A 23,396-nucleotide genomic window follows, 5' to 3' on the forward strand; every position below is an offset into this window, starting at 1 on the left:
ACTAGTGGTGAATACGAACAGTTCTACAGCGGCGCAAACGCCTTTTGAGCACGAAGTGGCCGAAAATCTCGTCCAGGCCCTTCAGCTTGAGGTGGCGGCTGAAGACATCGCACCCGATGCGCCGCTTTTCGGAGAGGGGCTGGGCCTCGATTCCATCGATGCGCTTGAGATTGCCCTGCTGGTCGGGCGCGACTACGGAGTGACTTTGAAATCCGACGATCCGGACAACAAACGAATTTTCGGCTCGCTGCGCTCCCTTTGTGATTACGTGCAGGCTCACCGCGCGGCAGCTTGATGCCAGACATCCCTCCTCCGGCGCGACAGGTCTGGCCGGACCTGTCTCTGGTTTATGCGCCGGAGCGTGTACTGTTCCAGCGTGATAATACGCTCATAACGGGCACGGAATTTCTGGCGGCCGCGCATCGCCTTGCCATGCAATTGCCCGATCAGCCCGTCATGAACCTCTGTCGCGAGCTGCGCGGTTTCACCGTGCTTTTCGCAGCCACCCTGCTGCGGGGACAGTATGTGATTTTGACGGGCAACCGGACATCGGACGGGCTGGCGACACTCGCCGCCTCTCATCGCGCCGTCTGTGTCGCGATCGACGGAGATCCGGAAAGCGCCGGTCTTCCACACGGCGCCATCACGCTGCCCGATCCGTTCGGGAGGGGCGTGCAGCCGAGGGACTCCGGCGACGCGCCCTTCAATCCGGTCATCGGGGCCGATACGCAGGTCGCCATCGTGTTTACCTCCGGGAGTACGGGTGAGCCGGTGGGCCACGCGAAGTCATGGGGCGGTCTGGTGACGCGCGGCGTCGCCCGCCGTGCGTTGCTGGACCCCGATCCCGAGCCCGCCTGCCTTGTCGGCACCGTGCCGCCCTACCACCTTTACGGCTTCGAGGCGGTGGTGATCCAGTGCCTCGCCACACGCGTCACTGCCATGACGGGGCCGGGCCGCTACCCGGCGGACTGGCGACACCAGCTCAGGCAGACGCCGACACCCGGAATTCTTGTGACGACCCCGCTGCAACTGGGCAGTCTGGTGCGATCCGGCCTTGCCCTGCCGCCAATCCGGAGAGTCGTTTCGGCGTCGGCCCCCCTCGACACCGAACAGGCGATGGCGGCGGAGACGGTGCTGGCGACGGAAGTGACGGAAATCTACGGGACCACGGAAACGGGTTCGGTGGCGACGCGCCGCACCCTCGATGGCCCGCGCTGGGAACTGTGCGAAGGTGTCGCTCTGGCGATCGACGCCAGAGGGGCGACGGTCACGGCCCCCGGCATGGCCGCCCAGCTTTTGCCGGATGTGGTCGAGCGGGATGGTGAACGCGGTCTGCGTCTGATGGGGCGTATCGGCGATCTGGTGAAATTCGGCGGGAAACGCGCCTCCATGGCGGGGCTCAACGCGGCGCTTCTCGGCATCGAGGGCGTGAGGGACGGCGTTTTTCTCCGGCCTGAAAGCAACATCCGTGAGGCCGCGACGCGGATGCGGGTTTTCGCGGTGGCGCCGGGATGTTCGGCTGAATCCATCCTTGAGGCTCTGAGAGCGCGCGTGGAGCCCGCATTCCTGCCGCGTCGCGTTCGCCTGGTGGCCGCGCTGCCGCGCAACGCCATGGGCAAGCTGACCCTGGGCGCCGTGCGTGATCTGGCCGCGCAAAACGACGGAATGGAAGACATCGGGACGTTCAGCATGTCCGCGACGCATCCCTGTCTGGCGGGTCACTTTCCCGACCAGCCCGTGGTGCCTGGGGTGATGTTGCTCGAAGCCGGGCTGACGCGACTGCGAAACGCGGGTTTCGGGACGGTGCGTCGGATCGGAACGGCCAAATTTCTGCGCCCGGTTCTCCCCGGTGAGTCGGTGACGTTCTTCGCCGGATGGATGGATCACGGCCTGCGCCTGACGGGCCGGTGCGGCGATAAACTGGTCCTGCGCGCCGTGCTGCAGGCCGGAGAAGATGATGACGCGCGCTGACACGCGCTGGGTTGTCCCGGAATGGGGGAGCCGGTGGGTCATGGCGCTGCTGCTGAAGATCGCGCAACGCGTCGGCCGACGGCGGAGCGCCGTGCTGTTATGGCCCATCAGCGTCTATTGCCTTCTCGCCCACAGGCAGGCGCGGCGCGCATCGCGCGCCTATCTGCGGCGCGTTTTGCCACGCGCTCCGGGAACTCTGGACGTTCTGCGCCACTTCCATGCGTTCGCACAGGCCATTCTGGATCGGGCGTTCTTTCTCCTCGGCAGCGGCGACATGCCCGAGATCCGAGTAAAGGGACAGGAGGTCTTTCTCGACACCCTTGCCGCGGGTCGGGGGTGCCTGCTGCTCGGCGCGCATATCGGTTCGTTTGAAGCCATGCGGGCGATCGGTCACGCGCATGGTGTCCGGATGCGGATGCTCATGTATCGTGACAATCTGGGCGGCGCGACGGCCGCGCTCGAAGCCCTCGCCCCCGGCTATGCGGAGGCCATCCTTCCGATCGGTCCGCCCGAAACCATGCTGCGCGTGGCGGATGCCCTCGCGCATGGCGAAGCCGTCGGGATTCTCGGCGATCGCGCCGCGCGGACCGGGCGCACCGTATCCGCGTCTTTGCTGGGTGATCCCGTCGATTTTCCTGAAGGACCTTTTCGCCTGGCGCTGGTCACACGCACGCCGCTGCTGCTGGCGCAGGCGCTGCGTCAGGACGATGGGACGTATGAGGTGCATTTCGAAGCTCTGGGCCTCGACATGCCCGACGCCGGAGAGGACCGCGCGGCCTTCACCCATGCGGCGGCGGTGCGCTATGCCGGATGGATGGACAGGACCTGCCGCGCGCATCCTTTCGCGTGGTTCAATTTCTATGACTACTGGAAGGATCTGACGTGAAGTGGCGTGTCCTGATAGCGCTCTGCATGGCCCTTCATTCCGGGGGCGTGTGGGCGGCGGATGGCGGCCGGGATCTTGCGCGCGCGATCATCACGCAACTCGGACAGGTGCCGGAGCGCACGCGGACATTCCATGAAACGCGCGAGATCGGCGCTCTGACACACCCGCTGGTCTCGACGGGCATCCTGGTTTTCCATCGACCGGCCTATCTCCGCAAGGACACGCTGGCGCCCCATCCGGAAGACATGATCATGGATGGCGATACGGTCTCGATCCGGCGCGGGTCCGGCGCCGTCCATGTCGTCACGCTCAGTCAGAATCCCGCCCTGAGTCTTCTCGCGACCACGCTGCGCGCGCCGCTGGAAGGGGACCGCGCGGCTCTCGAACGTTATTACGCGCTTGCGGCTTCGGGCGACGCACGGGGCTGGACCCTCGTCATGACGCCCCTCGGCGCCGACGGGGCGCGTGTCGTGCGCACAGTCACGCTCACCGGCCGCAACAATGTGATCGACACGCTGCGGGTCGTTCAGGCCAATGGCGATGTCCGAACCCTGACGCTCGATCCGTGATCCGTCCCGTCATTCCTTGGCGGCTGGCATGGACGCTGGTGCTGTCGGCGATTTTTGCCGCCATCGTTTTCGTTGCCATCCCGCTGCGTACGGACATGACCGGCTTCCTGCCGCGCGGACATGATGTCGGCTCGCGTTTTCTCCTGCGCGAAGTGCAGAGCGGGGCTGCCGGCACCGTGATCATGCTCGGGATCGAAGGCGCTCCTCACAAAGATGTCCCCGAGGCGGAGCTTGCCCGTCTCAGCACGGGTCTGCGAAAGACCCTTTCGGGCGATCGCCGCTTCGTCGTTGTGCTCAATGGGGCTTTCGATCCGGTCGAAAGCGAGGCCCTGCATGACGTGCTGTTCCGTCATCGTTATCAGCTCTCGCCGGATAACGCGGCGCGCGATTTCAGCGAGGCAAGCCTTAAGACAGCGTTCGGCGCCGTGCTGGACAATCTCGATTCCGCTGCCGGCAGCGCTTTCGGCGATACGTTTCTGCGCGACCCGACCAACGCGTTCGTCGATACGCTCCATGCCCTGCAACCCGATGTTCACGTCCGGATGCGTCAGGGCGTCTGGTTCGCGCCTGATCGTCCCGGCGATGATCCACGCGCCCTGCTGCTGATCCGCACGCGCGCGACCGGGATGGATCTGCCACGGCAGAAAGACGCGCAGGGCGCGATCCGCGAGGCATTCGCCGCGCTTCATCCCGGCAGCGCGCATCTTCTGATGAGCGGACCCGCCGTTTTCGCGCTGTCGAGCGCGACCGCCATGCGGCACGATGTCGACACGATGGCGCTATTTTCGACGCTGATCGTGGCGACGATCCTGTACTGGCGGTTTCGCTCGCTCTGGGTTCTGGCGGCGATCGGCGTGCCGTTCCTTCTCTCGCTTGGCGTCGCGATGATCGTAGTGCGGCTGGTCTTCGGCTCGGTGCACGGCATCGCCTTCGGCTTCGGCATGACGATGCTCGGCGTCTCGCTGGATTATCCTGTCCTGCTGATCGGGCATCGCGATCGTGGCGAAGGGCCGGGCGCGACGCTGCGGCGGATCGGAGACAGTCTGCGGATCGGCGTGGCAACCGCCATTCTGGGCCTGACGGGGATGATGTTCTGCGGTCTGCCGGGGCTGGCGCAGCTTGGTACGTTCGCGGCCGCCGGGCTGCTGACGGCGGCGATCGTCACGCTCCGCATCATGCCCGGCCTGATCGTATCGGCGGATCTCGCACCCGTCGTCAGCGGCCCGTCGCCTTGTCTGCGGCGCGCCGAAACGGCGCGAACGTGGCGGATCGCATGCCTGATCCCCGTCGTGGCCGGGTTGGCTGCGATGGCGCTTCATCCCCTGCGCCTGGACACCCGGCTCGCCGCCCTCAGTTCCATCCCCGCGCGACGACTTGTGCTGGATGAAGCCTTCCGAAGAGAACTCGGCGTGCCTGACGCATCACTCATGATGGCGGTTTCAGGTCGTGACGCGCAGGACGTTCTGCGCCGCGAGGAAGCGATGCTCCCGGTGATGACGCGCCTGGCGGCTCAGGGCGCGATCACGGGTGCGCAGGATGCCGCGCGGCTCCTGCCTTCCGTCGCGTTGCAGCGTGGCCGTGCGCGGACGCTCCCGGACGCGGCCACGCTGAAACAGGCCGTCACGACGGCCAGGGAGGACCTGCCCTTTCGGGAAAGTGCGTTTGACGGTTTCGTCGACGATGTGACGGCCAGCCGCCAGATGCCCCCCCTGCGTCCCGAGGATCTCAGGGGCACGCCCCTGGCGACGGCGCTGTCTTCGCTCATCTTCGAGCGTGGCGGAAGCTGGTGGGGGCTCGTGCTGCCGGAAGGCGTGAGCGATCCGGAGGCGGTCGCCGCCGCCATGGCGGGCCGTCCCAATGTTCTGGTCCTGGATCTGCATCGGGAGATGGACGGGCTTTCGGCCCATTACATGGCCCGGACGCTGCGCTATATGGCATTCGGTTGCCTGCTGGCGCTGGGGGTGCTCGCAGCGGGGCTGCGCGACGTGAGGCGCGCGGGGCGCGTTCTCGGAGCGGTGGGAGCCGCGCTCGTCACGCTCCTGGGCATTTTCGCGCTTCTGGATGTGAGGCTGACCCTTGTGCATTTCATCGCCCTGCAATTCGTCACAGGTGTGAGCCTCGATTATGCTCTGTTCTTCGCCCGGCCCCAGCTCGATGACGAGGAACGGGCGCGAACCATGCGCACGCTCCTGACCTGCAACGCCATGACGGCGCTGACATTCGGTCTGCTGGCGTTGTGTCAAACGGTCATTTTGCGGCATATCGGCATGACAGTGGCTCCAGGTGTCGTTCTGGCGATGATTTTCGGCTTTCTGCTGGCTGGACAACGGATCGGGACGGGACGGGCACGCATATCATGAAGCCTCTGGTGGTGACGTCGGGAACGGTTGTCAGTGCGGCGGGCCATGGCCTTGCCCAGACGGTTCTGTCTCTGAAAGAGCGTCGTTCCGGCCTGACGGGCTGTGACTTCGCAGGGGTGACAGAAGGATTCATCGGCCGCGTACCGGGTATTGAACAACACGGCCTGACGGCGGTGAATCCCGGTTTCGACTGCCGCAACAACCGTCTCGCCGACATGGCGCTTATGAGCGACGGTTTTTTCGACGCGGTGATGCAGGCGCGGGCTTTTTATGGCGCGGATCGTGTCGCGGTCGTTCTGGGCACGTCCACCTCCGGCATTCTCAGCGCGGAAGAAGCCTATGCGGCGGTCGATCCCGTTGCGGGCATGCCGCCAGACTCATTTGACCAGGCCCGCACGCAGGACCTGTTTGCCCTGCCGCGTTTCGTTGCGAGCCGATTGGGTCTCGAAGGGCCGCTCCTTTGCGTGTCCAACGCCTGTGCCTCGTCGTCGCGCGCATTCGTGGATGCCCGCTACTGGCTTGAGGCGGGGCTGTGCGACGCCGTGGTCGTCGGCGGCGCGGATAGTCTGTGTGGCATGACGCTGCGGGGTTTCGCCTCCCTGGGACTGATCGCGCCGGACATGACGCGTCCATGCGATGCGCGTCGCAACGGGATATCCATCGGCGAGGGAGCGGGATTCGTGCTGCTGGAGCGGGAGGGTGCGCGTCCCGATGCAACGGTCATGATGCGCTGGCTCGGTTACGGCGTCAGCAGCGACGGCCATCACATGTCCTCGCCCGACCCGCAGGCGCGCGGGGCGATTCATGCCATGCGCGACGCGCTGGCCCACGCGGCGCTGGAGCCGTCCGATATCGATTATGTCAATCTCCATGGCACGGGCACCCTCGCCAACGACGCCATGGAGGACCGTGCGGTTCATGCCGTGTTCGGCGATGGCGTGCCCTGTGCATCGACCAAGGGCTGGACGGGTCATACGCTGGGCGCGTCCGGTATCATCGAAACTCTGTTTTCCGCCCTCATGATGCGCGAGGGGTTTCTCGCAGGCTGCCTGAATGTCGGTACCCCCGATCCGGCCTTTCGCAGTCATGTTCTGACCGCCAATCTGGAACGGATGCCGAAAGCGATCATGAGCAACGCCTTCGGCTTCGGCGGCACGAATTGCAGCCTGATTTTCGGAGCGGCATGATGCGTATCGGCGTGCGCGGCGTGACCGTTCGAGGGCCGGGCCTGTCCGGCTGGGCGCAGGCGTTGCGCGTGCTGCGGGGGGAGGAGGACTGGGTGCCGGGTCCGGTGCACCTGCCCCCGCCTGACTGCCTGCCGCCCAATGAACGCCGCCGCAGCGGCGCGGTGACGCGACTGGCCCTGTTGCTGGCGGACGAAGCCTGCGCGCAGGCGGGGCTGGCGGTGTCGGACGTGCGGGGCGTGTTCGCCAGTTCCAACGGCGATGGCGCCGGGATGGACGATATTCTCGCATCCCTCAGCGTGCCCGACGGCGAGGTCTCTCCCACGCGGTTTCACAACTCGGTCCATAACGCCGCCGCCGGATACTGGACGATCGGCCACGGCGCGATCACGCCGGTCGTGGCGCTGGGGTGTTTCGACTGGTCGTTCGGGCACGGCCTGCTGAAAGCGGCGGCGGAATGCCTCGTCGAGCGCAAGCCCGTGGTGCTGGTGGCGTATGACGCGCCCATTCCGGGGCCGATCGGCAGGGTGCGCGTCACGAAAGACATTTTCGGCTGCGCGCTGGTTCTGGATGCGGAGGACGCCGCATCGGGGCTGGCGGTGCTGGACATGTCCTGCGGAGTCGGACCGGGCGAGCCGGAGGCGGAGCGCCAAGGCGTTTACGGCCTGATCGACGGCAACCCCGCGGCGAAGGCCCTGCCTCTCCTTGCAGCACTTGCGCGGGGGCAGAACCGCCGTGTCGCGCTGGATGGCGCATCGGGGCATCTTTCGATCGAGGTCCGGCCGTGCTGATCGATCGCGCGGGCATCATGAGCCGGATTCCCCATCAGGGCGCGAGCTGCCTGCTGGACTCCTGTTTCGCCTGGACCGCCACCACGCTGAGCGCCCGTACGCGGGCACACCTGCGTGAGGATAATCCCCTTCGTTTTGAAGGCAGGCTTGGCCCGTTGGCGGGTGCGGAAATGGCGATGCAGGCGGCAGCATTGCATGGCGCGCTGACCGGTGCCGGCGAGAGGCTGAAGGCGCCGGCCTATCTCGCCGCCCTGCGCGATCTGGAATGGGTCTGCGAGCGGCTGGACGTGCCGGAATACGGAACATTGCATCTGGACGTCGTGCGTGAACAGAGCGACACGGCCGGGATGATCTATGGCTTCAAAGTGACGTCCGCGAATGGCCAAAGCCTGGTGTCCGGGCGGGGCATTGTCATGTTTCGTCCCCTGGGAAGGCCGTCATGAGGCGCGCGCTGGTGACCGGGGGCACCAGTCCGATCGGCGAGGCGATCTGTCGGCGTCTTGTCGCCGATGGGTTGCATGTCATCGTGCATGCCCATCATGCGGGGGAGCGCGCCCGCGTGCTGGTGGATCAACTGCGTGCGGACGGCGCGTGCGCGGAAGTCTGGCGCTGCGATCTCGCCGATACCGTCGCGACCCGTGAGGCGCTGACGCCGGTTCTCGCGCAAGGCGTGCCGCAGGTGATCGTTCACAACGCCGGAACGCATGAAGATGTCACGATGGCGGGAATGAGCGAAGCGCAGTGGCGTGGCGTTCTGTCCGTTTCGCTCGATGGATTTTTCAACGTCGTCCAGCCCCTGCTTCTGCCCCTGACGCGGACGCGGTGGGGTCGGATCATCGCGCTTTCGTCGGTCAGCGCGCGGCTCGGCAACCGGGGGCAGGTGAATTATGCCGCCGCCAAGGCGGGTCTTGAGGGCGCCGTGCGTTCTCTGGCGCGCGAGGTCGGAAGCCGTGGCATCACGGTCAATGCCATCGCGCCCGGCATGATCGCCTCTCCCGCCACCGACTTCATCGGCGCGGACGAGGTCGCCTCCGTCGTGCCGGCCCGCAGGCGCGGGGAGCCGCGGGAAGTGGCGGATCTGGTCGGATTTCTGGCGTCCGGTCAGGCGGGATACATTTCCGGCCAGACGATCGGCATCAACGGAGGCATGGCGTGAGCGTCCAGCCGTCTGCCCCGGGCGCGTGCGATGTCCTCGTCATCGGAGGTGGCCCGGCGGGCAGCACGGCGGCAACGCTTCTGGCGCGCCGGGGGCTGGCGGTGGTCATGCTGGAAAAGGATCCGCATCCGCGATTTCATATCGGTGAGTCGCTGCTGCCGTGCAATCTGCCGATCCTGCGGGATCTCGGAGTTCTGGACCAGGTCCGCGAAATCGGGGTCTTCAAACCCGGTGCCGAGTTCGTATCGGATCGTGGAGAGGGGCGCGTCGCCTTTCCGTTTCGCCTCGCCATCGGCGCCAGGGACACGCACGCCTATCAGGTGCGGCGCTCCGAATTTGACGAAATCCTCTTCCGCAACGCGGCGAAGCATGGCGTGACGACGCGCGAGGGGCTGCGGGTGACGCAGGCGCGGTTCGTGCCGGGCGGCAGGGCGCAGATCGTCGCGATCGACCGTGAGAAAAACGAGCACCATTTCGCGCCGCGCTTCGTCCTGGACGCATCGGGCCGCGACGGGTTCCTCGCCAGTCGGCTGCACGGCCGCCATGCGGACAAGAACAATTCCACGGCGGCGATTTTCGCGCATTTTCGCAATGTCACGCGGCGTGAGCCGGGGATGGACGGGTATATTTCCATCCACCTCGTCGAGGACGGATGGTTCTGGATGATTCCGCTGCGCGACAACATCATGAGCGTGGGGTTTGTCGGGGATAAAAAGGCATTCCAGTCTCAAAACGGACCGAAAACCGAAGTGTTCTGGAAGAAAGTGGCGCAGAGCCCGAGCGTGTCGGAACGGCTGGCGGCGGCGGAGATCCTCGGTGAGCTGACGACGACCGGTAATTATTCCTATCGCGCCGACAGCAACCGGGGCGAAGGCTATTACATGATCGGCGACGCCTACGCCTTTCTGGACCCGGTTTTTTCGTCGGGGGTTCTGCTGGCGATGCGCAGCGCATATCGCGGCGCGCGGGTCGCGCGGGCATGGCTGCGCCATCCACAGGCAGGGCGTCGCGCCGCGCGTCGTGAAGAGCGGCGGACGCGGGCGGAAATGCGCCGCGTGGCGTGGATGATCTACGGCATCAACGATCCCGATCTGCGGGAACTGTTTCTCAATCCCCGGAATGTCCTGCGCATGCGCGACAGCGTCATTTCGCTGCTGGCGGGAGATTTTGCAGGGCGTCTGCGCGTCGAGGCGCCATTGGCGGTGTTCCGGACGGTTCTGTCCGCGATGCGCTGGCGTCGGGCGCGGCATCGAGCGTCGTAAGACCGGTTTCGACGCGTTTTCGCGCGTTGGTCAGCCACGCATAATAGGCGTCGTAAAAGACGGCGAAGTCCGTGGGTTCGCGCCTGAGCCACCATGCCAGCGGTTTTTTCCGGGCTTCGATCCGGCGATACAGCTCGCGATACCACAGGAGACTGGCGCGCAGATCGTGATAGCGCGGGTCATCGAGATATCGGCGGAACGCCCTGTGATAATGACCCAGGATCGGGTCGTCGTAGAAAATCAGGGAGAGATCGGTGTTGTAGACGGCGTTGGGCGCATGTGCCGGATGCGAGTCCAGAATGACGCCGGGACCGCCGGGGAGCCAGCCGTCATGGAGCAGCGTCTGCCGGGTCAGGGGATCACGATAAAGCGCGCGCAGATCACTCGGATCGTGGCGTTCCATGCGATCGAGCAGGTTGACGACCTCGTTTTTCGGGACGGGAAAACTGAAGGCGGCGGCCAGCACGAACTGGTTGATCGGCCATTCGCGCCATAAACCGGCGGCGGCGAGGGCATTATGCGTCAGGTGGTTGCAGTTGTCCTGAAGAACATTGGTCTCGAACGTCTTTTTTCCGTCGCGATAAACGGCGTTGCGCGCATTGAGGAAATCGATGACGCGCCGCATCTGCCCCGGCGTGAGCGGCACGCGGTCGCAGTAGCGCGCGCGCCCGTAGCTGACGGCGTAATCCGTGCCGATCGAAACCTCGTATTTCCAGTTTTCGCGCGACGAGCCTGCGGGACGGTCACGCACGGCCCAGTTCTGGAAATCGATGCTGGCGTAAAGGCCGCGTCGCCGGGCTTCTGCCTTCGTTGCCTGATAGGCCGCGCGTGTCAGGCCCTCATCCGGTTTAAGAATGCCGTCATAGAAGAACGTCCGGCCCGGAACGCCGACCCAGTTGGCGTTGACGAAATGGGAATTCATGCTGATGCCTGTCCCGTCACCCGAGCAGGCACGCAGAACCGGATAGGAAGAGTTCGGGTCGAGACACGCGCCCTGAAGATACATCACGGCGTGTCCTCCCGGACCGCCCGCGATATCGGCGCCATAGCCGGGAATTTTGGAAATCTGCGAGACGGCGCATAGCTCCGCCCATGCGGGGAAAAGCGCATCATAGGCCGCGTCGGCCCGCAGCGGTCCAGGCTTGTGGAAATCCGGCGGTGTGCACCCGCCCAGAGTTCCGATCAGTGCGAGAAGGAGGATAGGAACTCGTTGAACGCGCACGCGATGTCCCGGGGTCGAACAGGAAGTGACCTCCGCAGACCAGCTTGAGGTCACGGAAGCGCCGGACCTTTCGCATCCGACCGTCCTTGTCCTACGCGCCGGGCCGTCTCGCTTCAAGGCCGCTGCGTCTCAGTCTTCGACGCGTGATCCCCCATCGGCGACGCCGTGGCGCCAATATCCCGCGGCACGAACCTGTTCGCGCGAAACCCCGCGTTCGCGAATCAGAATGTCCCGCAACGTACGCGCCGTTTCAATTTCCGCCCCGATCCAGATATAGGTGCTCCGTGCCGGAAAGGACGTATGCCACAGAGCTTCTTGCAAAAGCTCCGACCGTCCGGCCGCGATGCCTTTGCGCGGAAGCCACTGGATGGTGGCGTCGGCCTTCGTGGCGAGAGGCCGTTTTTCCTGCGCGTCGGCGACCTCGATAAGGGCCGTAACCCGTCGACCTGCGGGCATTTCCTCCAGCCGCCGGGCGATGGCGGGAAGGGCCGTTTCATCGCCGATGAGCAGCCAGGCTTGGTAAATATCGGGCACCAGAAGCGACCCTTTGGGACCACCCATGCCCAGCCATTGTCCGGGACAGGCCTGCGCGGCCCAGCGGGTGGCCGGGCCATGTCCGTGCAGGACGAATTCGATGGCGAGTTCCCGTGCGCGCGGATCAAAGGCGCGTGGGGTGTACTGGCGCATGACATGCGGCACAGACGGATCGCTGCCCGGGCTGCCTTCGGGCGCCGTTTCACGGCGGACGGGTCTGTCGTCGCCGAGAAGGGGAAAGACGAGTTTGACGTGATCATCGGGAGCGCTGGTGACGAAATCCCTGAGATCGTCGCCGGTGAAAATGACCCTTCGCATGCGGGGTGAAACCGCTTCGACGCGGGCGACCTGCAGCATCCGTTGCCTGAGCGGATGTCGCACGCGGGTCGGTGCGAGGGAGGGAAATGGCATGTCCATAGGAGAGTCCTGAAACTGGGTGATCAGTCCGGATTGCTGAGGATTTCGGCGGCGGCGCGGTTGAGGATCCGCGCAATGCGCCGGGCCTCGTCAGCGGAGCAGCCACGCTTGCGCATCAGGGCCTGCTTGATCGAACGGCGGGCCAGATGAACGTCTTCCGCGGCCTGCGGGTCCGCGGCGTCGACACCGGCAAAGGCATCGCGCACGTCGCCCATGCGGCTGCCGATGCGGTTCAGCATGTCGAGAATGATATCCACCCGTGCGCGGTTGGCTTCGAGAAAAGCGCGCCCCTCGTCGGTCAGGGTGTAGAGCTTGCGGTTGCCGTCCTGCGTGACGGCGGCGCGGCCGATTTCATCGAGATAGGTGAGCGCGGGATAGACCATGCCGGGGCTGGGGGCATAGAAACCGCCAGATTTTTCTTCGAGCTGGCGGATGAGTTCGTAGCCATGCGCCGGCTTCTCGGCCAGCAGGGCGAGCAGGAGCAGCTGGAGTTCCTCCGAGCTGAACTTGCGGCCTGCCGGGAAATCACCGCCGCCAAATCCCCGACCGAAGCCTCCGAAGCCACGGCCGAAACAGCGCCCTCCATGGGCGCGACCGGCCGCCTGGAAGGCAGCGGCGAAGAAAGAGGGACGACGATGATGTTTGTGCATGTGTTCTCTAGACATGTCGTAAGATATATAGATCTTAAGATATAATTCAAGACTTGTTTGCGAGGACTCGGAAAAGTTGGGATGCGAAAACTCAGAACCCTGAAAAGAAGCAGTATTTACGTTTCAGGACGACGCGCTCGCTGAGCCGCGCCTGCGAGTCGAACGCTTCCCGCGATTGCCAAGGCCGTCGCGGACGCACACAGTTTCGCGGTCTTCTCTCCACAGGAAAATCATGTGTTTCTGCGTCAACTGACCTACCTGATTGCCCTTGACCAGTTCCGGCATTTCTCGCGGGCGGCGGACCACTGCGGGGTTTCCCAGCCAGCGCTTTCCATGGCGATCCGCCAGCTTGAGCATGAACTCGGTCTGCCGATCGTGCGGCGGAACCGCCGCGTGTTCGGCCTGACGGCGGAGGGAGAGCGTGTTCTGGCATGGGCGCGCCAGACTGTGGCCGCGCTCGACGGACTCAGGCAGGAAGCCCATTTTGCTCAGGACATCGCGGGCGGAACCTTGTCGCTCGGCGTCATGCCTCCGGCCATTCAGGTGACCCGTCCGCTGATGGAAAGCCTGCGTGCCGCCATTCCCGCGCTTCATATCGAGCTGACTGTATCGGCCAGCGCCGAAGTTCTGCGCGACCTGGCGGAGCATCGACTTCACCTGGGCCTGATCTATCTGGATCAGGTTCCGTCCGACGGCGCTTTCGAGACCCATGAGCTGTATGCCGAGCAGCATGTATTCGCGGCTCCGGCCGGCATGGCGCTGCCGACGCGCCGGAGCTGTGGCTGGGCCGATGTGGCGGAGGTGCCTTTGTGTCTGCTCGGGCAGAGCATGCGAAGCCGCCAGATCGTCGATGAGTGCTTTGACGCCGCGGGCGTGAAGCCGACCGTTCTTCTGGAAACGAACTCTCTGGAAGTGCTTTACGCGGAGCTGCTGGCGGGGCGGCTGGCGACGATCCTGCCTCTCGCCGCGCTGCCTGACCATCGTATTCACCACAACACGCTTCAGATCCGGCGCATGGAGCCTTGCCCCACACACGGCGTCGGTCTTGTACGTCTTCGGCAACCGGTTGAGACGGCCCTGATGACGCGAAGCTGGCATATTGCCCGCAGTCTCGCTCTGAAAGATGTTCTGCGGGTCTGATGACGCATCATAAATTCCCCTTATGATGACATCACCACAAAGTCTTGGACCTGCCTTCCGGATTTTTGCAGCCTGCGGGTTTTCTGGATGGAGAGAGCGTTACCTGTGGACGGGAGAGCGATTGGCCTCTGGCCTGCGGGTTTGATCGAACGCTGGCGGTGGCTGTTCGCGCCGTCTCTCGGGAATCTGGGATTCGCCCTCCGCACCTCGGTCGCGGCGATCCTGTCTTTGCTCATCGCCATGTGGATGGAGATGGGCAGTCCGCAATGGGCGCCGCTTACGGTCTGGGTGGTGGCGACCGCATCGCGGGGAGAAACGCTTTCCAAGGCGCGATGGCGTCTCGTCGGCACGGTGGTGGGATGTTGCGTCGGGATCGTGCTGATCGCGCTCTTTCCCCAGGCGGCGGGCCTGTTTTTCGCGTCGCTGGCGTTGTGGATCGGTCTGTGCTGCGGTCTGGCGACATTCTTCGACGGATATCGGCGCTACGGTCTTCTGGTGATGAGTTTCACCTCGGCGATCGTTGCGACGGGTGCGATCAGCCAGCCGGATGACGTTTTCAACGTGGCGATGGCGCGCGGCACGTATATCATTCTTGGCATTGCCTGCGAGGCGGCGCTTGCGGCCATATTTCTGCCGGGCGTCCGGCAGGAAGCGCGCCGCCGACTGATCGGACGCCTGCGCCAGATCACCGAGACGATCGCGGCGCGGACGGCCGCGACGGTCCCGTTCGACATCGAGGCCGAAAGCCGGTTGTTGACGGAACTGGTCGATGCGAACACGCGCATCGAATTCGACGTGCTGGAGATGGGCCCCGGGATGCGGCGGAGCGCCGATCATGCCCGGGCGACGCTCGCGCGTCTGCTCGCGGTGCTGGCGCGCACGCGGGGCGGTGGCACCGCGCGCGATCTGGAACCCGATCTCAAGGCGGCCTGGAACCATATCCAGGCCATTATGTCTCCGTTTCGCGGGGATCGCTTTGTGTTCCGGACGCGCTCGTCCCGCCAGATGATCGAAGCGGTCTCCAATGGTCTGCGCGCGGCCTTCGGGATCATCGGGGCGTGGCTCCTGTGGGAGGTGACCGCGTGGTCTTCAGGCGCCGCTTTCGTGTCGTTCGTGGCGCTGGTGTACGGACTTCTGGCGACTCGGGAGGTGCCCGCCCTGGCGTCGGGGGGATTTTTACGCGGTGCCGTGTGGTGCGCGGCGGTTGCGGGTCTCTACGTCTTTCTCGTCATGCCCGCCGTCACGACACCGGAATATCTCGGCATCCTGATGCTGGTGCCGATGATGGTCGGGGGACTCGCGGCCCGTGCCCCCCGGCTCGTCAATCACGCCTTTTCGTTCAATATGTTCCTGCCCGTGCTGATCGGACCGTCCAATCTGGACCGCTACGACGAGATCTCGTTTCTGAATGGCGCGAGCGCGTTTCTTGGGGCGGTCCTTTTTGCGAGGCTGACCTTCGGCGTGGTGTTTCCTTTCCGGGCCGACAGCCATCTGAAGCGCATCGCGGCCTGGGTGGAAACACAGCTTCAGTCCCTGGGACGTACGCGGAACCGCCTTTCCATCCATCAATGGCTGGCGTCCAACGCCGACAGCATGGTGCGGGCCGTCAGGACCTGCCAGGGCGTCCCACGCGAGACCATGCTGGCCTATATGGACCGGCACATGCAGGCCATGGTGCTGGGTATGTGGGTGATCGAACTGTGTGACGCCGTGAAGTCGGCCAGTACGCCGAACGGCGTTCGGTTGCGCCTGCGGGTTTTTCTGCGGGCATGGCGAAAAGACAGTGACAGTCTCTCCGAGACGGCGCTTATGGTCCTGCACGGTCTTGAGAAACGTTCCGATGTCTCGCCCGGCATAAGGGCTGCCGTTCAGGGGCTTGCCGGGCATTTCCATCCCGCTCAGGAGTTGTCGCTCAGTGCGGCACGAGGAGACGGATCGCCCCGGCGGCGAGAAAAATAGCCGCGGTGCTGGCGATCCAGATCAGGACGAACCAGCCCAGTCGCCGACTGAGGCTTTGGGGAGCGGCCTCGCCCTGGCCTCCGACGATTTCAATGATAGGCATCGGCGGCCGTCACCTTTCCGCGAAACACACGATAGGAATAGATCGTGTAGGCCAAAATGATGGGAAGCAGGATCGCTGTCCCGGCGAGCTGGAAAATCTGGCTTTTGGGCGGCGATGAGACGTCCCACAAGGTCAGGGTCGGCGGCACGGCGTAGGGCCATATCGTGATGCCCAGTCCCGTCAGGCACAGGAAAAACCAGCCGAGCGTGCACAGGAACGGGGAAAGGGGATGCTTTTGGCGCAGACCGCGTTGGAACAGGAAGCCGAGTACTACGACCAGAACCGGAACCGGCGCCACGAATGCGATATTGGGCCAGATGGTCCAGCGCGTCAGATATGGCGCGTTGAGAGTCGGCGTCCAGAAGCTGACGGCGGCAATCGAGACGAAGAGTCCGATGGCCAGGACACCGGCCCAGCGTCGACAGTTCTGTTCCAGAACGTCATCCGTGCGCCATACGAGCCAGCAGGCGCCGAGAAGGGTATAACCACACATGACCGCCAGCCCGCAGACCACGCTGAAAGGCGTGAGCCAGTCCAGCGGCCCGCCGCTGAAGGCGCCATTCGTGACGGACACGCCCTGAATGACACCGGCGAGGATGACGCCCTGACAGAAGGCGGCGAGGCCGGATCCGATCATGAAGCCGAGATCCCACAAGGCCTCCGTACCGCGGTCCCGGGTCAGGATACGGAACTCGAAGGCCACGCCACGAAAAATCAGGGCGAGGAGCATGAGCAGGATGGGAATGTACAGAGCTGGAAGGAGGGTTGCATAGGCGCCGGGATAGACCCCGTACAGCACCGCGCCGCCAAGGACCATCCATGTTTCGTTACCGTCCCAGACGGGTGCGATGGTGTTGACCATGACGTCCCGACGGCCACGGTCGCGTTCGACCGCGAACAGCATGCCTATGCCGAGATCGAAGCCATCGAGGACGACGTAGATCATGATCGCCGAAGCCAGGATGACGGACCAGATGACAGGGAGCCAGTATGCGATGCCGGTCATGACCTCAGACTCCGTCTCTGGGACGTTGAAGCACTGTCTCGGGATGGGAACGCGCGGCCAGGATATCCGCTGGTGTTTCCTGGCTGGCATCGTGTTCGTCAGCTACAGGCTGGCGCGATAGCATCCGCATCAGGATGACAAGGCCGGAACCAAACACAAAAACATAGACGATCACGAAGGCGGTCATCGAAATGGCCATGCTTGGAAGCATGATGGGCGAGACGCTCTGCTCCGTCCGCAGAAGCCCGTAAACGGTCCACGGCTGGCGGCCGACCTCGGTCGTGACCCAGCCGCATAGCAGGGCGATGAATCCCGCCGGGGCCATGATCAGTGCAAGCCTGTGGAGAAACGGGCTGACATAGAGCCGTCCGCGCCAGCGCATGTAGAGCGACAGAAGACCGGTCGCGGCCATCAGCATACCCAGCGCGATCATGATACGGAATGAGAAGAAGATGACGGGTGAGGGTGGTCTCTGGTCTCGCGGAAAATCCTTCATGCCCGGCACTTTGCCATCAAGGCTGTGCGTCAGGATGAGGGAGCCCGCCAGCGGCAGCCTGATCGCATAATCCGTATGTTCGGTCTTCATGTTCGGAATGCCGAACAGCAGTTCGGGCGCGCGCCCTTCGCTTTCCCAGTCGCCTTCCATGGCGGCGATTTTGACGGGTTGATATTTCAGGGTGTTCAGGCCGTGGGCGTCACCGGCGAGGATTTGTAGCGGTGCGACGATGGTGGCCATCCACATGGCCATCGAAAACATCAGTCGGATCTGTTCGCTGGGTAGTTTGCCATGACGGCGCGCCCTCAGCATGTGCCACGCGGCCGTCCCGCCGACCACGAACGCGACGGAAAGAAACGAGGCCATGCCCATATGGACCAGGCGGTAAGGGAAAGACGGGTTGAAAATGATCGCCAGCCAGTCGTCCGGCAGGAAACGGCCGGTCGCCGGATCGATGGTGTAGCCTCTGGGTGTCTGCATCCAGGAGTTGGAGGCGAGGATCCATGTCATGGAAATGAGCGTGCCGATCGAGACGACACAGGTGGCGAAGAAATGCAGTCTCTGCCCCACCTTGTTCATGCCGAACAGCATGACGCCCAGAAATCCGGCTTCCAGAAAAAAGGCCGTCATCACCTCGTAGGAGAGGAGAACGCCAAGGATAGGTCCGGCTTTACGTGCGAAGAGAGACCAGTTTGTCCCAAATTCGTAGGACATGACCAGACCCGACACGACGCCCATTGCGAAGACGACCGAGAAAACCTTGATCCAGTAGCGATAGAGGTCGAGATAGGCCGAGCGACCGGTTTTGAGCCAAAGTCCTTCGAGCACGGCCAGATAGGCCGCCAGGCCGATGGAGAATGCGGGGAAAACGATGTGAAACCCCACCGTGAAGGCGAACTGAAATCGCGCCAGCAGCAGCGCGGAGGCCGACGTCATCATCTCACACCTGTTTTCGCGATATAAACCCGCAGATAGATATGAACGCGACGGGGTGAATTGGTTCCAAAATAAAAAGATATACCTGCATACGCAGCGCCTTCCCGTCAGGTTTGGTTGAGGACGGGATCTTGGGAACGTTTCCGTCGATATCGGCGGAGAGAGTGCGAGTTGTTTATGGGCATGGTTGCGATGAAACGATATTCGGGGGAATTCAAATCGCGGATCGCGCCGGAGACGATCCGGGGCGAACAGACGCTGGCAGAGCTGGCGTGCAGGCACGATGTGCAGCTTCACCTTTCCGGAACATCATCCTGGACGCGAGAAAATTCTTTGCGCATCCCGGGGCTTCATCCATTTCTCACACGCCATGGTCCGGCTCCGCTGAGGGAGGCGGTACCTGAAAGACAGTGACGCTCGTGGATGGCTGAATTTGTCTGATGAACGCATTGGGGGGGCTTTCCGAAACTGTCCCGCTCGGGTGGAAACCCTGTTTCTGGACGAGGAGCTCGACATGCGGTTAACGTCGGCGCGTCGGCCGGATGACGCCGCGAATGCAACAGGTCATAACTTAAAGTTAATGCCAGATATCGTTTTTGAAATAGACTGAAAACACTTCGATATCGGATCGTTCCGTTATAGGTGGATTCTGGAGTCCGCCGGAACAGGCGGAGGGGCTGAAGTGAAGCAAGGCTATCTCAAGGCATATAAGCGATCAGTTTTGTCTGCTGGCGTGTCGGTGGTTGCTTTCGCGGTCACGACTTCGGCCCATGCGCAGATCATATCGCTTCCCGGGACGACGAATGGGCAGCAGATTGGCAATCCGAGCGCCAGGAAGCAGTCGGTCTCAAAGACGCAGGACGGCAAGAGCGAGACGATCACGGTCGTCGGAACGCATCTGGGCGCCAGGGAAACTGCTGAAATCCAGCCTGTGGCCGTCATTACGGCCGATCAGATCCAGCAATCATCGTCCATGACGACGGGCGACATCTTTGCCCGTATTCCCTCAATGGGCTTCTCCGGCAACACATTCAGCAACGCTGGCGGCTCATGTCTGAATATTCGCAGCCTTGGCACGGCACGGACGCTGGTTCTGGTCGACGGACATCGCATGGTGAACGGCAACAGCACCGTCGACTGTCCCGATGTGAACTCGATCGCGCCCGCCATGATCGACAGGATCGAAATTCTCAAGGACGGTTCTTCGACGAGCTATGGCGCCGACGCGATCGCGGGGGTCGTCAATATCATCCTCAAGAAGAATTTCACGGGCACGACCGTCACGGCCAATGGCGGCATCAGTGAATACGGAGACGACCAGACAGCGGCCGTCACGATCGCGCATGGTTTCAATTTCGATCATGACCGCGGCAATTTCACAATCGCAGGTTCCTACAACTATCAGGCGCCCATGGCCGCAGATCAGCGCAAATGGGCCATGCAGGAAGCCAAGGTCAACAATCCACCGGGGCAGGACCAGTATTTCGGTTCCCAGTATGGACCCCAACCGGTTTTCGCAGCCGTCAATGGCGGCAAACCCTTGACCGCGCATAGCGATGGCGTCGCCAATTCCGTCATCCAGAATTCCAACGGAACCTATAGTCCCTATAGCTGGGGCGACAATTACGACTATTCTCAGGACAATCAGATCATCTCCGAGCAGCAGATCGGAAACCTGAACGTCACCGGGCATTACGACGTCAACTCGCATTTGCAACTCTACACGTCGAATTATTTCGCGCATACACAGACGGAGGAAATCGGCACACCGATGTATGTCGCAACTCCCGCGACGACTCTGACCGGCAATTCCGGTGCGATGGTGGTGCCGTCGGGAGAGCCGGGCAATCCGTTCGGCGAGGATGTCGCACTCTATCAGCGCATGTTCGGCATCGGCCGCCGTTACGGCTATAATGCCATCAACTCGTTCCAGTTCACGGGTGGCGCGCGTGGGGACCTTCCGAACTCCGGTGGCTGGACTTATGACTGGTTCTTCTCCTACGGCAAGACCGTCACGGGTTCCACCGAGAGCGGGGAGGTCAACTGGCGCAATATGGAGAATGCGCTGGGCTTCCGCCAGACAGGAGGTGCCGGCTCGACCCAGGGTTATTACGACCCCAATCTCTGTGCGCAATCGCAGGGCTGCGCCGCATGGAATCCGTTCGCGGGCCCGATGTCGCAGGCGGCGGCGAATTATATCGGCTTCACGGATACCTATCCGTCCGGCCAGGAAATGCGCGATACCCAGCTCACCTTCGCCAACAAGCATCTGGCACGGCTACCTTACGGTCCGCTCGGTATCGCGGTTGGCGTCGAGCATCGCGGTCTGGACGGTTACTTCAAGGCGTCGCCCGAGGATATCGCAGGACTGAATTCCAATCAGTACCGCAACAACACCAGCGGCGGCTACAACGTCACGGAGGTTTTCGGCGAGTTGAGCATTCCGCTGCTGAAGGATCTTCCAGGGGCCAAGGCTCTTTCAGCCGAGGCGTCGGGACGTTTCTCGCACTACAACACGTATGGCCAGACCTATAATTGGCATGCCGGTCTGATCTACGCGCCGACGAAGGATGTGAGCTTCCGAGCCAACATCGCGACGGGCTTCCGCGCGCCGACGATCATCAACCTGTATCAGGGCGCAACAATCAGCCTGACCGGTACGCGCGACCCCTGCGCTTATGTCGGAACCTATCCGACGTCCCAGCAGGCGACGATCGTGGCGAACTGCCGCGCGCAGGGCGTCAACCCTGCGACGTTCAAGCAGACCAACGGTTCGCTGAAATACGAAACGGGCGGTAATCCAGAGCTTCAGCCGGAAATCTCGCGCACCTATGTGATCGGCTCGATCCTCACACCACGCTGGCTGCCCGGCCTGACCGCGACGGTGGACTATTTCCACACGCACATCACCGAGACGATCGGTTATCCCTCGCTCGCGACCGAACTGAACGGATGCTATACGAGCGCCAATCTTTCAAGTTCGTATTGTTCGATCCTGCATGGTCGCGACATCGACGGACAGCTTTATCCGATTTCACGCTATCATGAGAACACCGGCGCGTTCATCGAGGATGGTCTGGATATCGCAGCCCATTACACCCAGCCGCTCGACTATCAGAACACATTGAGCTTCGGCGCCGATATTCAGGACATTATGTCCTACAAGTCCCAGAGCCAGGACGGCCAGGCGCTCATCAGCTACCTTGCGACCGACGCGGGGGTGCCGAAATGGGTCGGAAACGGAACGGCGACATGGAGCCATGGGCGCTGGAACGTTACCTATATGGTTCGTTTTATAGACGGATTTTCATTTTATCCGAATACGTCCTATGGTCCGGGACTGTCGATGTGGTGGAAAACCAATCAGGCGTGGTATCATGACCTGATGGTGACCTATCGCGGGAATATCTACACGGTCACCGCGGGCGTGAAAAACCTCGCCGGACGGAACCCGAATTTCTACGCGAACGGGTCCTACAACACATCGCCGGGAATGTACGATTACGCGGGGCGCTACATGTATATCAAGGCGCAGGTTCACTTTTGACGATTGATGAGGGTGTCGCCGTCCCCCAGGCGGTTCCGCATCGACGGATCGTCTCCGTCGATGCGCTCAGAGGTCTGACGGTTGCCGTCATGATCGTCGTCAACGATCCGGGAGACTGGGCCCATGTCTATGCCCCGCTTCTGCACGCCGCATGGAATGGCTTTACGCTTGCCGATTTCGTGTTTCCGACGTTTCTATTTCTGGTCGGGTGCTCGATTCCGTTGGCGCTCGACCGGCGCGTCGCCCGTGGAGATTCGCGGTCGATGCTGTCATGGCATATCGCGCGGCGCGCGGGGATATTGTTCGCCCTTGAGATCCTGCTCGGCCTCTATCCCCATTTCACGCTTCATCATCTCGCGCATTTCCGGTTCTATGGCGTTCTGACGCGGATCGTCATCTGCTATCTGACGGTCGGTCTCCTCGTCGTCTGGGTGCCGCGCCCGAAAGCCATGCCCCTGCTGGGCGCGTTTCTGCTGGTCGGATACTGGGTGCTGATGCGTTATGTTCCGGTTCCGGGGCTCGGAACGCCGGGGACGAGTTTTCCGCTCTTCGATCCTGAACGCAATCTGGCCGCGTGGATGGATCGCGGCATCACGGACTGGTCCCAGGCCTGGCTCCATACCGGGCGCCTCTATGAAGGCCGTTGGGATCCGGAAGGCCTTTTGAGCACGCTTCCCGCCCTGGCGACGACCATTTTGGGCGTGATAACGGGTCGTTTTTTGCGACGTGGTTCTGCGTCCGCGCCAAGCGCGCTCGCGGTGAGCGGATTAATCGCACTGGCTGCCGGTGCGTGCTGGGCGCCCTTCTTTCCGATCAATAAATCCCTCTGGAGCAGTTCGTATGTGTTGTGGAGTGCGGGGTGGGGATTGCTGTTGCTCGCTTTTTTCCACCAGATCTTCGACGGCGCGCGTCTGCATGAAAAGAGCCGTCTTGCCGCAGGCCTTCTCAGACCCATGCAGATTTTTGGGACCAATGCCCTTGTGGCTTACATGTTTTCAGGGTTTTTGATCGAAACCTTCATCGCACTGCCCGCTCCGAGCGGGCCATCGGACTCGCTTCTCAGCTGGATTTACGCATTTTTCGCGGTGCCGGTATCCACAAAAGCGACATCCCTGGCGTTTGCTCTTGTTTTCGCGGCGGCGTGTTTTGTGCCGGAATGGATGCTCTGGCGTCGTCGGATGATCGTGAAATTATAAAAAGCGCGTCT

At 63.0% G+C, this 23,396-nt stretch carries 20 protein-coding genes; 14 read left to right on the plus strand and 6 right to left on the minus strand.

Annotated features, from left to right (window positions below):
- The first annotated feature begins 7 nt into the window (after positions 1-7).
- From PWM43_RS09285 to PWM43_RS09330, 10 genes are read left to right on the plus strand one after another with little or no spacing between them, the layout of a single operon-like run.
- On the plus strand, positions 8-295 hold the full coding sequence (locus PWM43_RS09285; RefSeq protein ID WP_289842210.1) for a phosphopantetheine-binding protein: 288 nt from the start codon (positions 8-10) through the stop codon (positions 293-295).
- Complete coding sequence (locus PWM43_RS09290; RefSeq protein ID WP_289842211.1) at positions 295-1,971, plus strand: AMP-binding protein; 1,677 nt, start codon at positions 295-297, stop codon at positions 1,969-1,971. Before PWM43_RS09285 ends, PWM43_RS09290 begins: the two co-directional genes overlap by 1 nt.
- The gene (locus PWM43_RS09295; protein ID WP_289842212.1) at positions 1,955-2,857 is read left to right on the plus strand and encodes an LpxL/LpxP family acyltransferase; all 903 of its coding nucleotides are present in this window, start codon (positions 1,955-1,957) and stop codon (positions 2,855-2,857) included. The genes PWM43_RS09290 and PWM43_RS09295 overlap by 17 nt, the downstream gene beginning before the upstream one ends.
- Entirely contained in the window at positions 2,854-3,426 is a 573-nt protein-coding gene (locus tag PWM43_RS09300; RefSeq protein ID WP_289842213.1) for a LolA family protein, read from the plus strand. Before PWM43_RS09295 ends, PWM43_RS09300 begins: the two co-directional genes overlap by 4 nt.
- A complete protein-coding gene (locus PWM43_RS09305) occupies positions 3,423-5,786 on the plus strand; it encodes an MMPL family transporter (protein WP_289842214.1) in 2,364 nt (787 codons plus the stop codon). The genes PWM43_RS09300 and PWM43_RS09305 overlap by 4 nt, the downstream gene beginning before the upstream one ends.
- Positions 5,783-6,973: a beta-ketoacyl-[acyl-carrier-protein] synthase family protein gene (locus PWM43_RS09310; protein ID WP_289842215.1), complete on the plus strand. Its 1,191-nt coding sequence runs from the start codon at positions 5,783-5,785 to the stop codon at positions 6,971-6,973. The genes PWM43_RS09305 and PWM43_RS09310 overlap by 4 nt, the downstream gene beginning before the upstream one ends.
- A complete protein-coding gene (locus PWM43_RS09315; protein ID WP_289842216.1) occupies positions 6,970-7,761 on the plus strand; it encodes a beta-ketoacyl synthase chain length factor in 792 nt (263 codons plus the stop codon). The genes PWM43_RS09310 and PWM43_RS09315 overlap by 4 nt, the downstream gene beginning before the upstream one ends.
- Complete coding sequence (locus PWM43_RS09320; RefSeq protein ID WP_289842217.1) at positions 7,755-8,204, plus strand: phosphotransferase; 450 nt, start codon at positions 7,755-7,757, stop codon at positions 8,202-8,204. Before PWM43_RS09315 ends, PWM43_RS09320 begins: the two co-directional genes overlap by 7 nt.
- The gene (gene fabG / locus PWM43_RS09325; RefSeq protein WP_289842218.1) at positions 8,201-8,917 is read left to right on the plus strand and encodes a 3-oxoacyl-ACP reductase FabG; all 717 of its coding nucleotides are present in this window, start codon (positions 8,201-8,203) and stop codon (positions 8,915-8,917) included. Before PWM43_RS09320 ends, fabG begins: the two co-directional genes overlap by 4 nt.
- Positions 8,914-10,179 carry an FAD-dependent oxidoreductase gene (locus PWM43_RS09330; protein WP_289842219.1) on the plus strand — a complete coding sequence of 422 codons (1,266 nt, stop codon included), beginning with the start codon at positions 8,914-8,916 and terminating at the stop codon, positions 10,177-10,179. The genes fabG and PWM43_RS09330 overlap by 4 nt, the downstream gene beginning before the upstream one ends.
- Here the strand turns inward: PWM43_RS09330 and PWM43_RS09335 are convergent.
- The 3 genes from PWM43_RS09335 to PWM43_RS09345 all read right to left on the minus strand — a co-directional run bounded on the left by PWM43_RS09335 (position 10,061) and on the right by PWM43_RS09345 (position 13,002).
- On the minus strand, positions 10,061-11,401 hold the full coding sequence (locus PWM43_RS09335) for a hypothetical protein (protein ID WP_289842220.1): 1,341 nt from the start codon (positions 11,399-11,401) through the stop codon (positions 10,061-10,063). The genes PWM43_RS09330 and PWM43_RS09335 overlap by 119 nt on opposite strands.
- 129 nt (positions 11,402-11,530) lie before the next feature.
- Positions 11,531-12,346 carry a siderophore-interacting protein gene (locus PWM43_RS09340; RefSeq protein WP_289842221.1) on the minus strand — a complete coding sequence of 272 codons (816 nt, stop codon included), beginning with the start codon at positions 12,344-12,346 and terminating at the stop codon, positions 11,531-11,533.
- Positions 12,347-12,375: 29 nt separating this feature from the next.
- Positions 12,376-13,002, minus strand: coding sequence for a PadR family transcriptional regulator (locus PWM43_RS09345; RefSeq protein ID WP_394356057.1), 627 nt, complete (start codon positions 13,000-13,002; stop codon positions 12,376-12,378).
- 234 nt (positions 13,003-13,236) lie between these two features.
- Between PWM43_RS09345 and PWM43_RS09350 the strand changes: the two genes are divergently transcribed.
- Positions 13,237-14,142, plus strand: coding sequence for a LysR family transcriptional regulator (locus PWM43_RS09350; protein WP_289842223.1), 906 nt, complete (start codon positions 13,237-13,239; stop codon positions 14,140-14,142).
- Positions 14,143-14,247: 105 nt separating this feature from the next.
- Complete coding sequence (locus PWM43_RS09355) at positions 14,248-16,101, plus strand: FUSC family protein (RefSeq protein ID WP_289842224.1); 1,854 nt, start codon at positions 14,248-14,250, stop codon at positions 16,099-16,101.
- On the opposite strand, the gene PWM43_RS09360 is transcribed toward PWM43_RS09355, so the two are convergent.
- The 3 genes from PWM43_RS09360 to PWM43_RS09370 are packed head-to-tail and all read right to left on the minus strand — an operon-like array spanning position 16,055 to position 18,642.
- A complete protein-coding gene (locus PWM43_RS09360; protein WP_289842225.1) occupies positions 16,055-16,204 on the minus strand; it encodes a DUF2474 family protein in 150 nt (49 codons plus the stop codon). The genes PWM43_RS09355 and PWM43_RS09360 overlap by 47 nt on opposite strands.
- Entirely contained in the window at positions 16,191-17,210 is a 1,020-nt protein-coding gene (gene cydB, locus PWM43_RS09365; protein ID WP_289842226.1) for a cytochrome d ubiquinol oxidase subunit II, read from the minus strand. The genes PWM43_RS09360 and cydB overlap by 14 nt, the downstream gene beginning before the upstream one ends.
- Positions 17,211-17,214: 4 nt before the next feature.
- Positions 17,215-18,642 (minus strand): cytochrome ubiquinol oxidase subunit I, encoded by a 1,428-nt coding sequence (locus PWM43_RS09370; protein ID WP_289842280.1) that lies wholly within the window; start codon positions 18,640-18,642, stop codon positions 17,215-17,217.
- Between the two features lie 721 nt (positions 18,643-19,363).
- Between PWM43_RS09370 and PWM43_RS09375 the strand changes: the two genes are divergently transcribed.
- Together PWM43_RS09375 and PWM43_RS09380 are read left to right on the plus strand one after the other, a co-directional pair.
- Positions 19,364-22,189: a TonB-dependent receptor domain-containing protein gene (locus PWM43_RS09375; RefSeq protein WP_289842227.1), complete on the plus strand. Its 2,826-nt coding sequence runs from the start codon at positions 19,364-19,366 to the stop codon at positions 22,187-22,189.
- Positions 22,186-23,385 (plus strand): acyltransferase family protein, encoded by a 1,200-nt coding sequence (locus PWM43_RS09380; RefSeq protein ID WP_289842228.1) that lies wholly within the window; start codon positions 22,186-22,188, stop codon positions 23,383-23,385. The genes PWM43_RS09375 and PWM43_RS09380 overlap by 4 nt, the downstream gene beginning before the upstream one ends.
- Positions 23,386-23,396 lie beyond the last annotated feature (11 nt).

This window comes from Brytella acorum (assembly GCF_029309905.1).
Taxonomy (GTDB): Bacteria; Pseudomonadota; Alphaproteobacteria; order Acetobacterales; family Acetobacteraceae; genus Brytella; species Brytella acorum.

Coding starts and splice junctions, on each gene's coding strand:
- fabG (WP_289842218.1), top strand. CDS start 8,201: ATGAGGCGCGCGCTGGTGACCGGGGGCACCAGTCCGATCGGCGAGGCG.
- cydB (WP_289842226.1), bottom strand. CDS start 17,210: ATGACCGGCATCGCATACTGGCTCCCTGTCATCTGGTCCGTCATCCTG.
- PWM43_RS09340 (WP_289842221.1), bottom strand. CDS start 12,346: ATGCCATTTCCCTCCCTCGCACCGACCCGCGTGCGACATCCGCTCAGG.
- PWM43_RS09315 (WP_289842216.1), top strand. CDS start 6,970: ATGATGCGTATCGGCGTGCGCGGCGTGACCGTTCGAGGGCCGGGCCTG.
- PWM43_RS09310 (WP_289842215.1), top strand. CDS start 5,783: ATGAAGCCTCTGGTGGTGACGTCGGGAACGGTTGTCAGTGCGGCGGGC.
- PWM43_RS09370 (WP_289842280.1), bottom strand. CDS start 18,642: ATGACGTCGGCCTCCGCGCTGCTGCTGGCGCGATTTCAGTTCGCCTTC.
- PWM43_RS09360 (WP_289842225.1), bottom strand. CDS start 16,204: ATGCCTATCATTGAAATCGTCGGAGGCCAGGGCGAGGCCGCTCCCCAA.
- PWM43_RS09295 (WP_289842212.1), top strand. CDS start 1,955: ATGATGACGCGCGCTGACACGCGCTGGGTTGTCCCGGAATGGGGGAGC.
- PWM43_RS09290 (WP_289842211.1), top strand. CDS start 295: ATGCCAGACATCCCTCCTCCGGCGCGACAGGTCTGGCCGGACCTGTCT.
- PWM43_RS09345 (WP_394356057.1), bottom strand. CDS start 13,002: ATGCACAAACATCATCGTCGTCCCTCTTTCTTCGCCGCTGCCTTCCAG.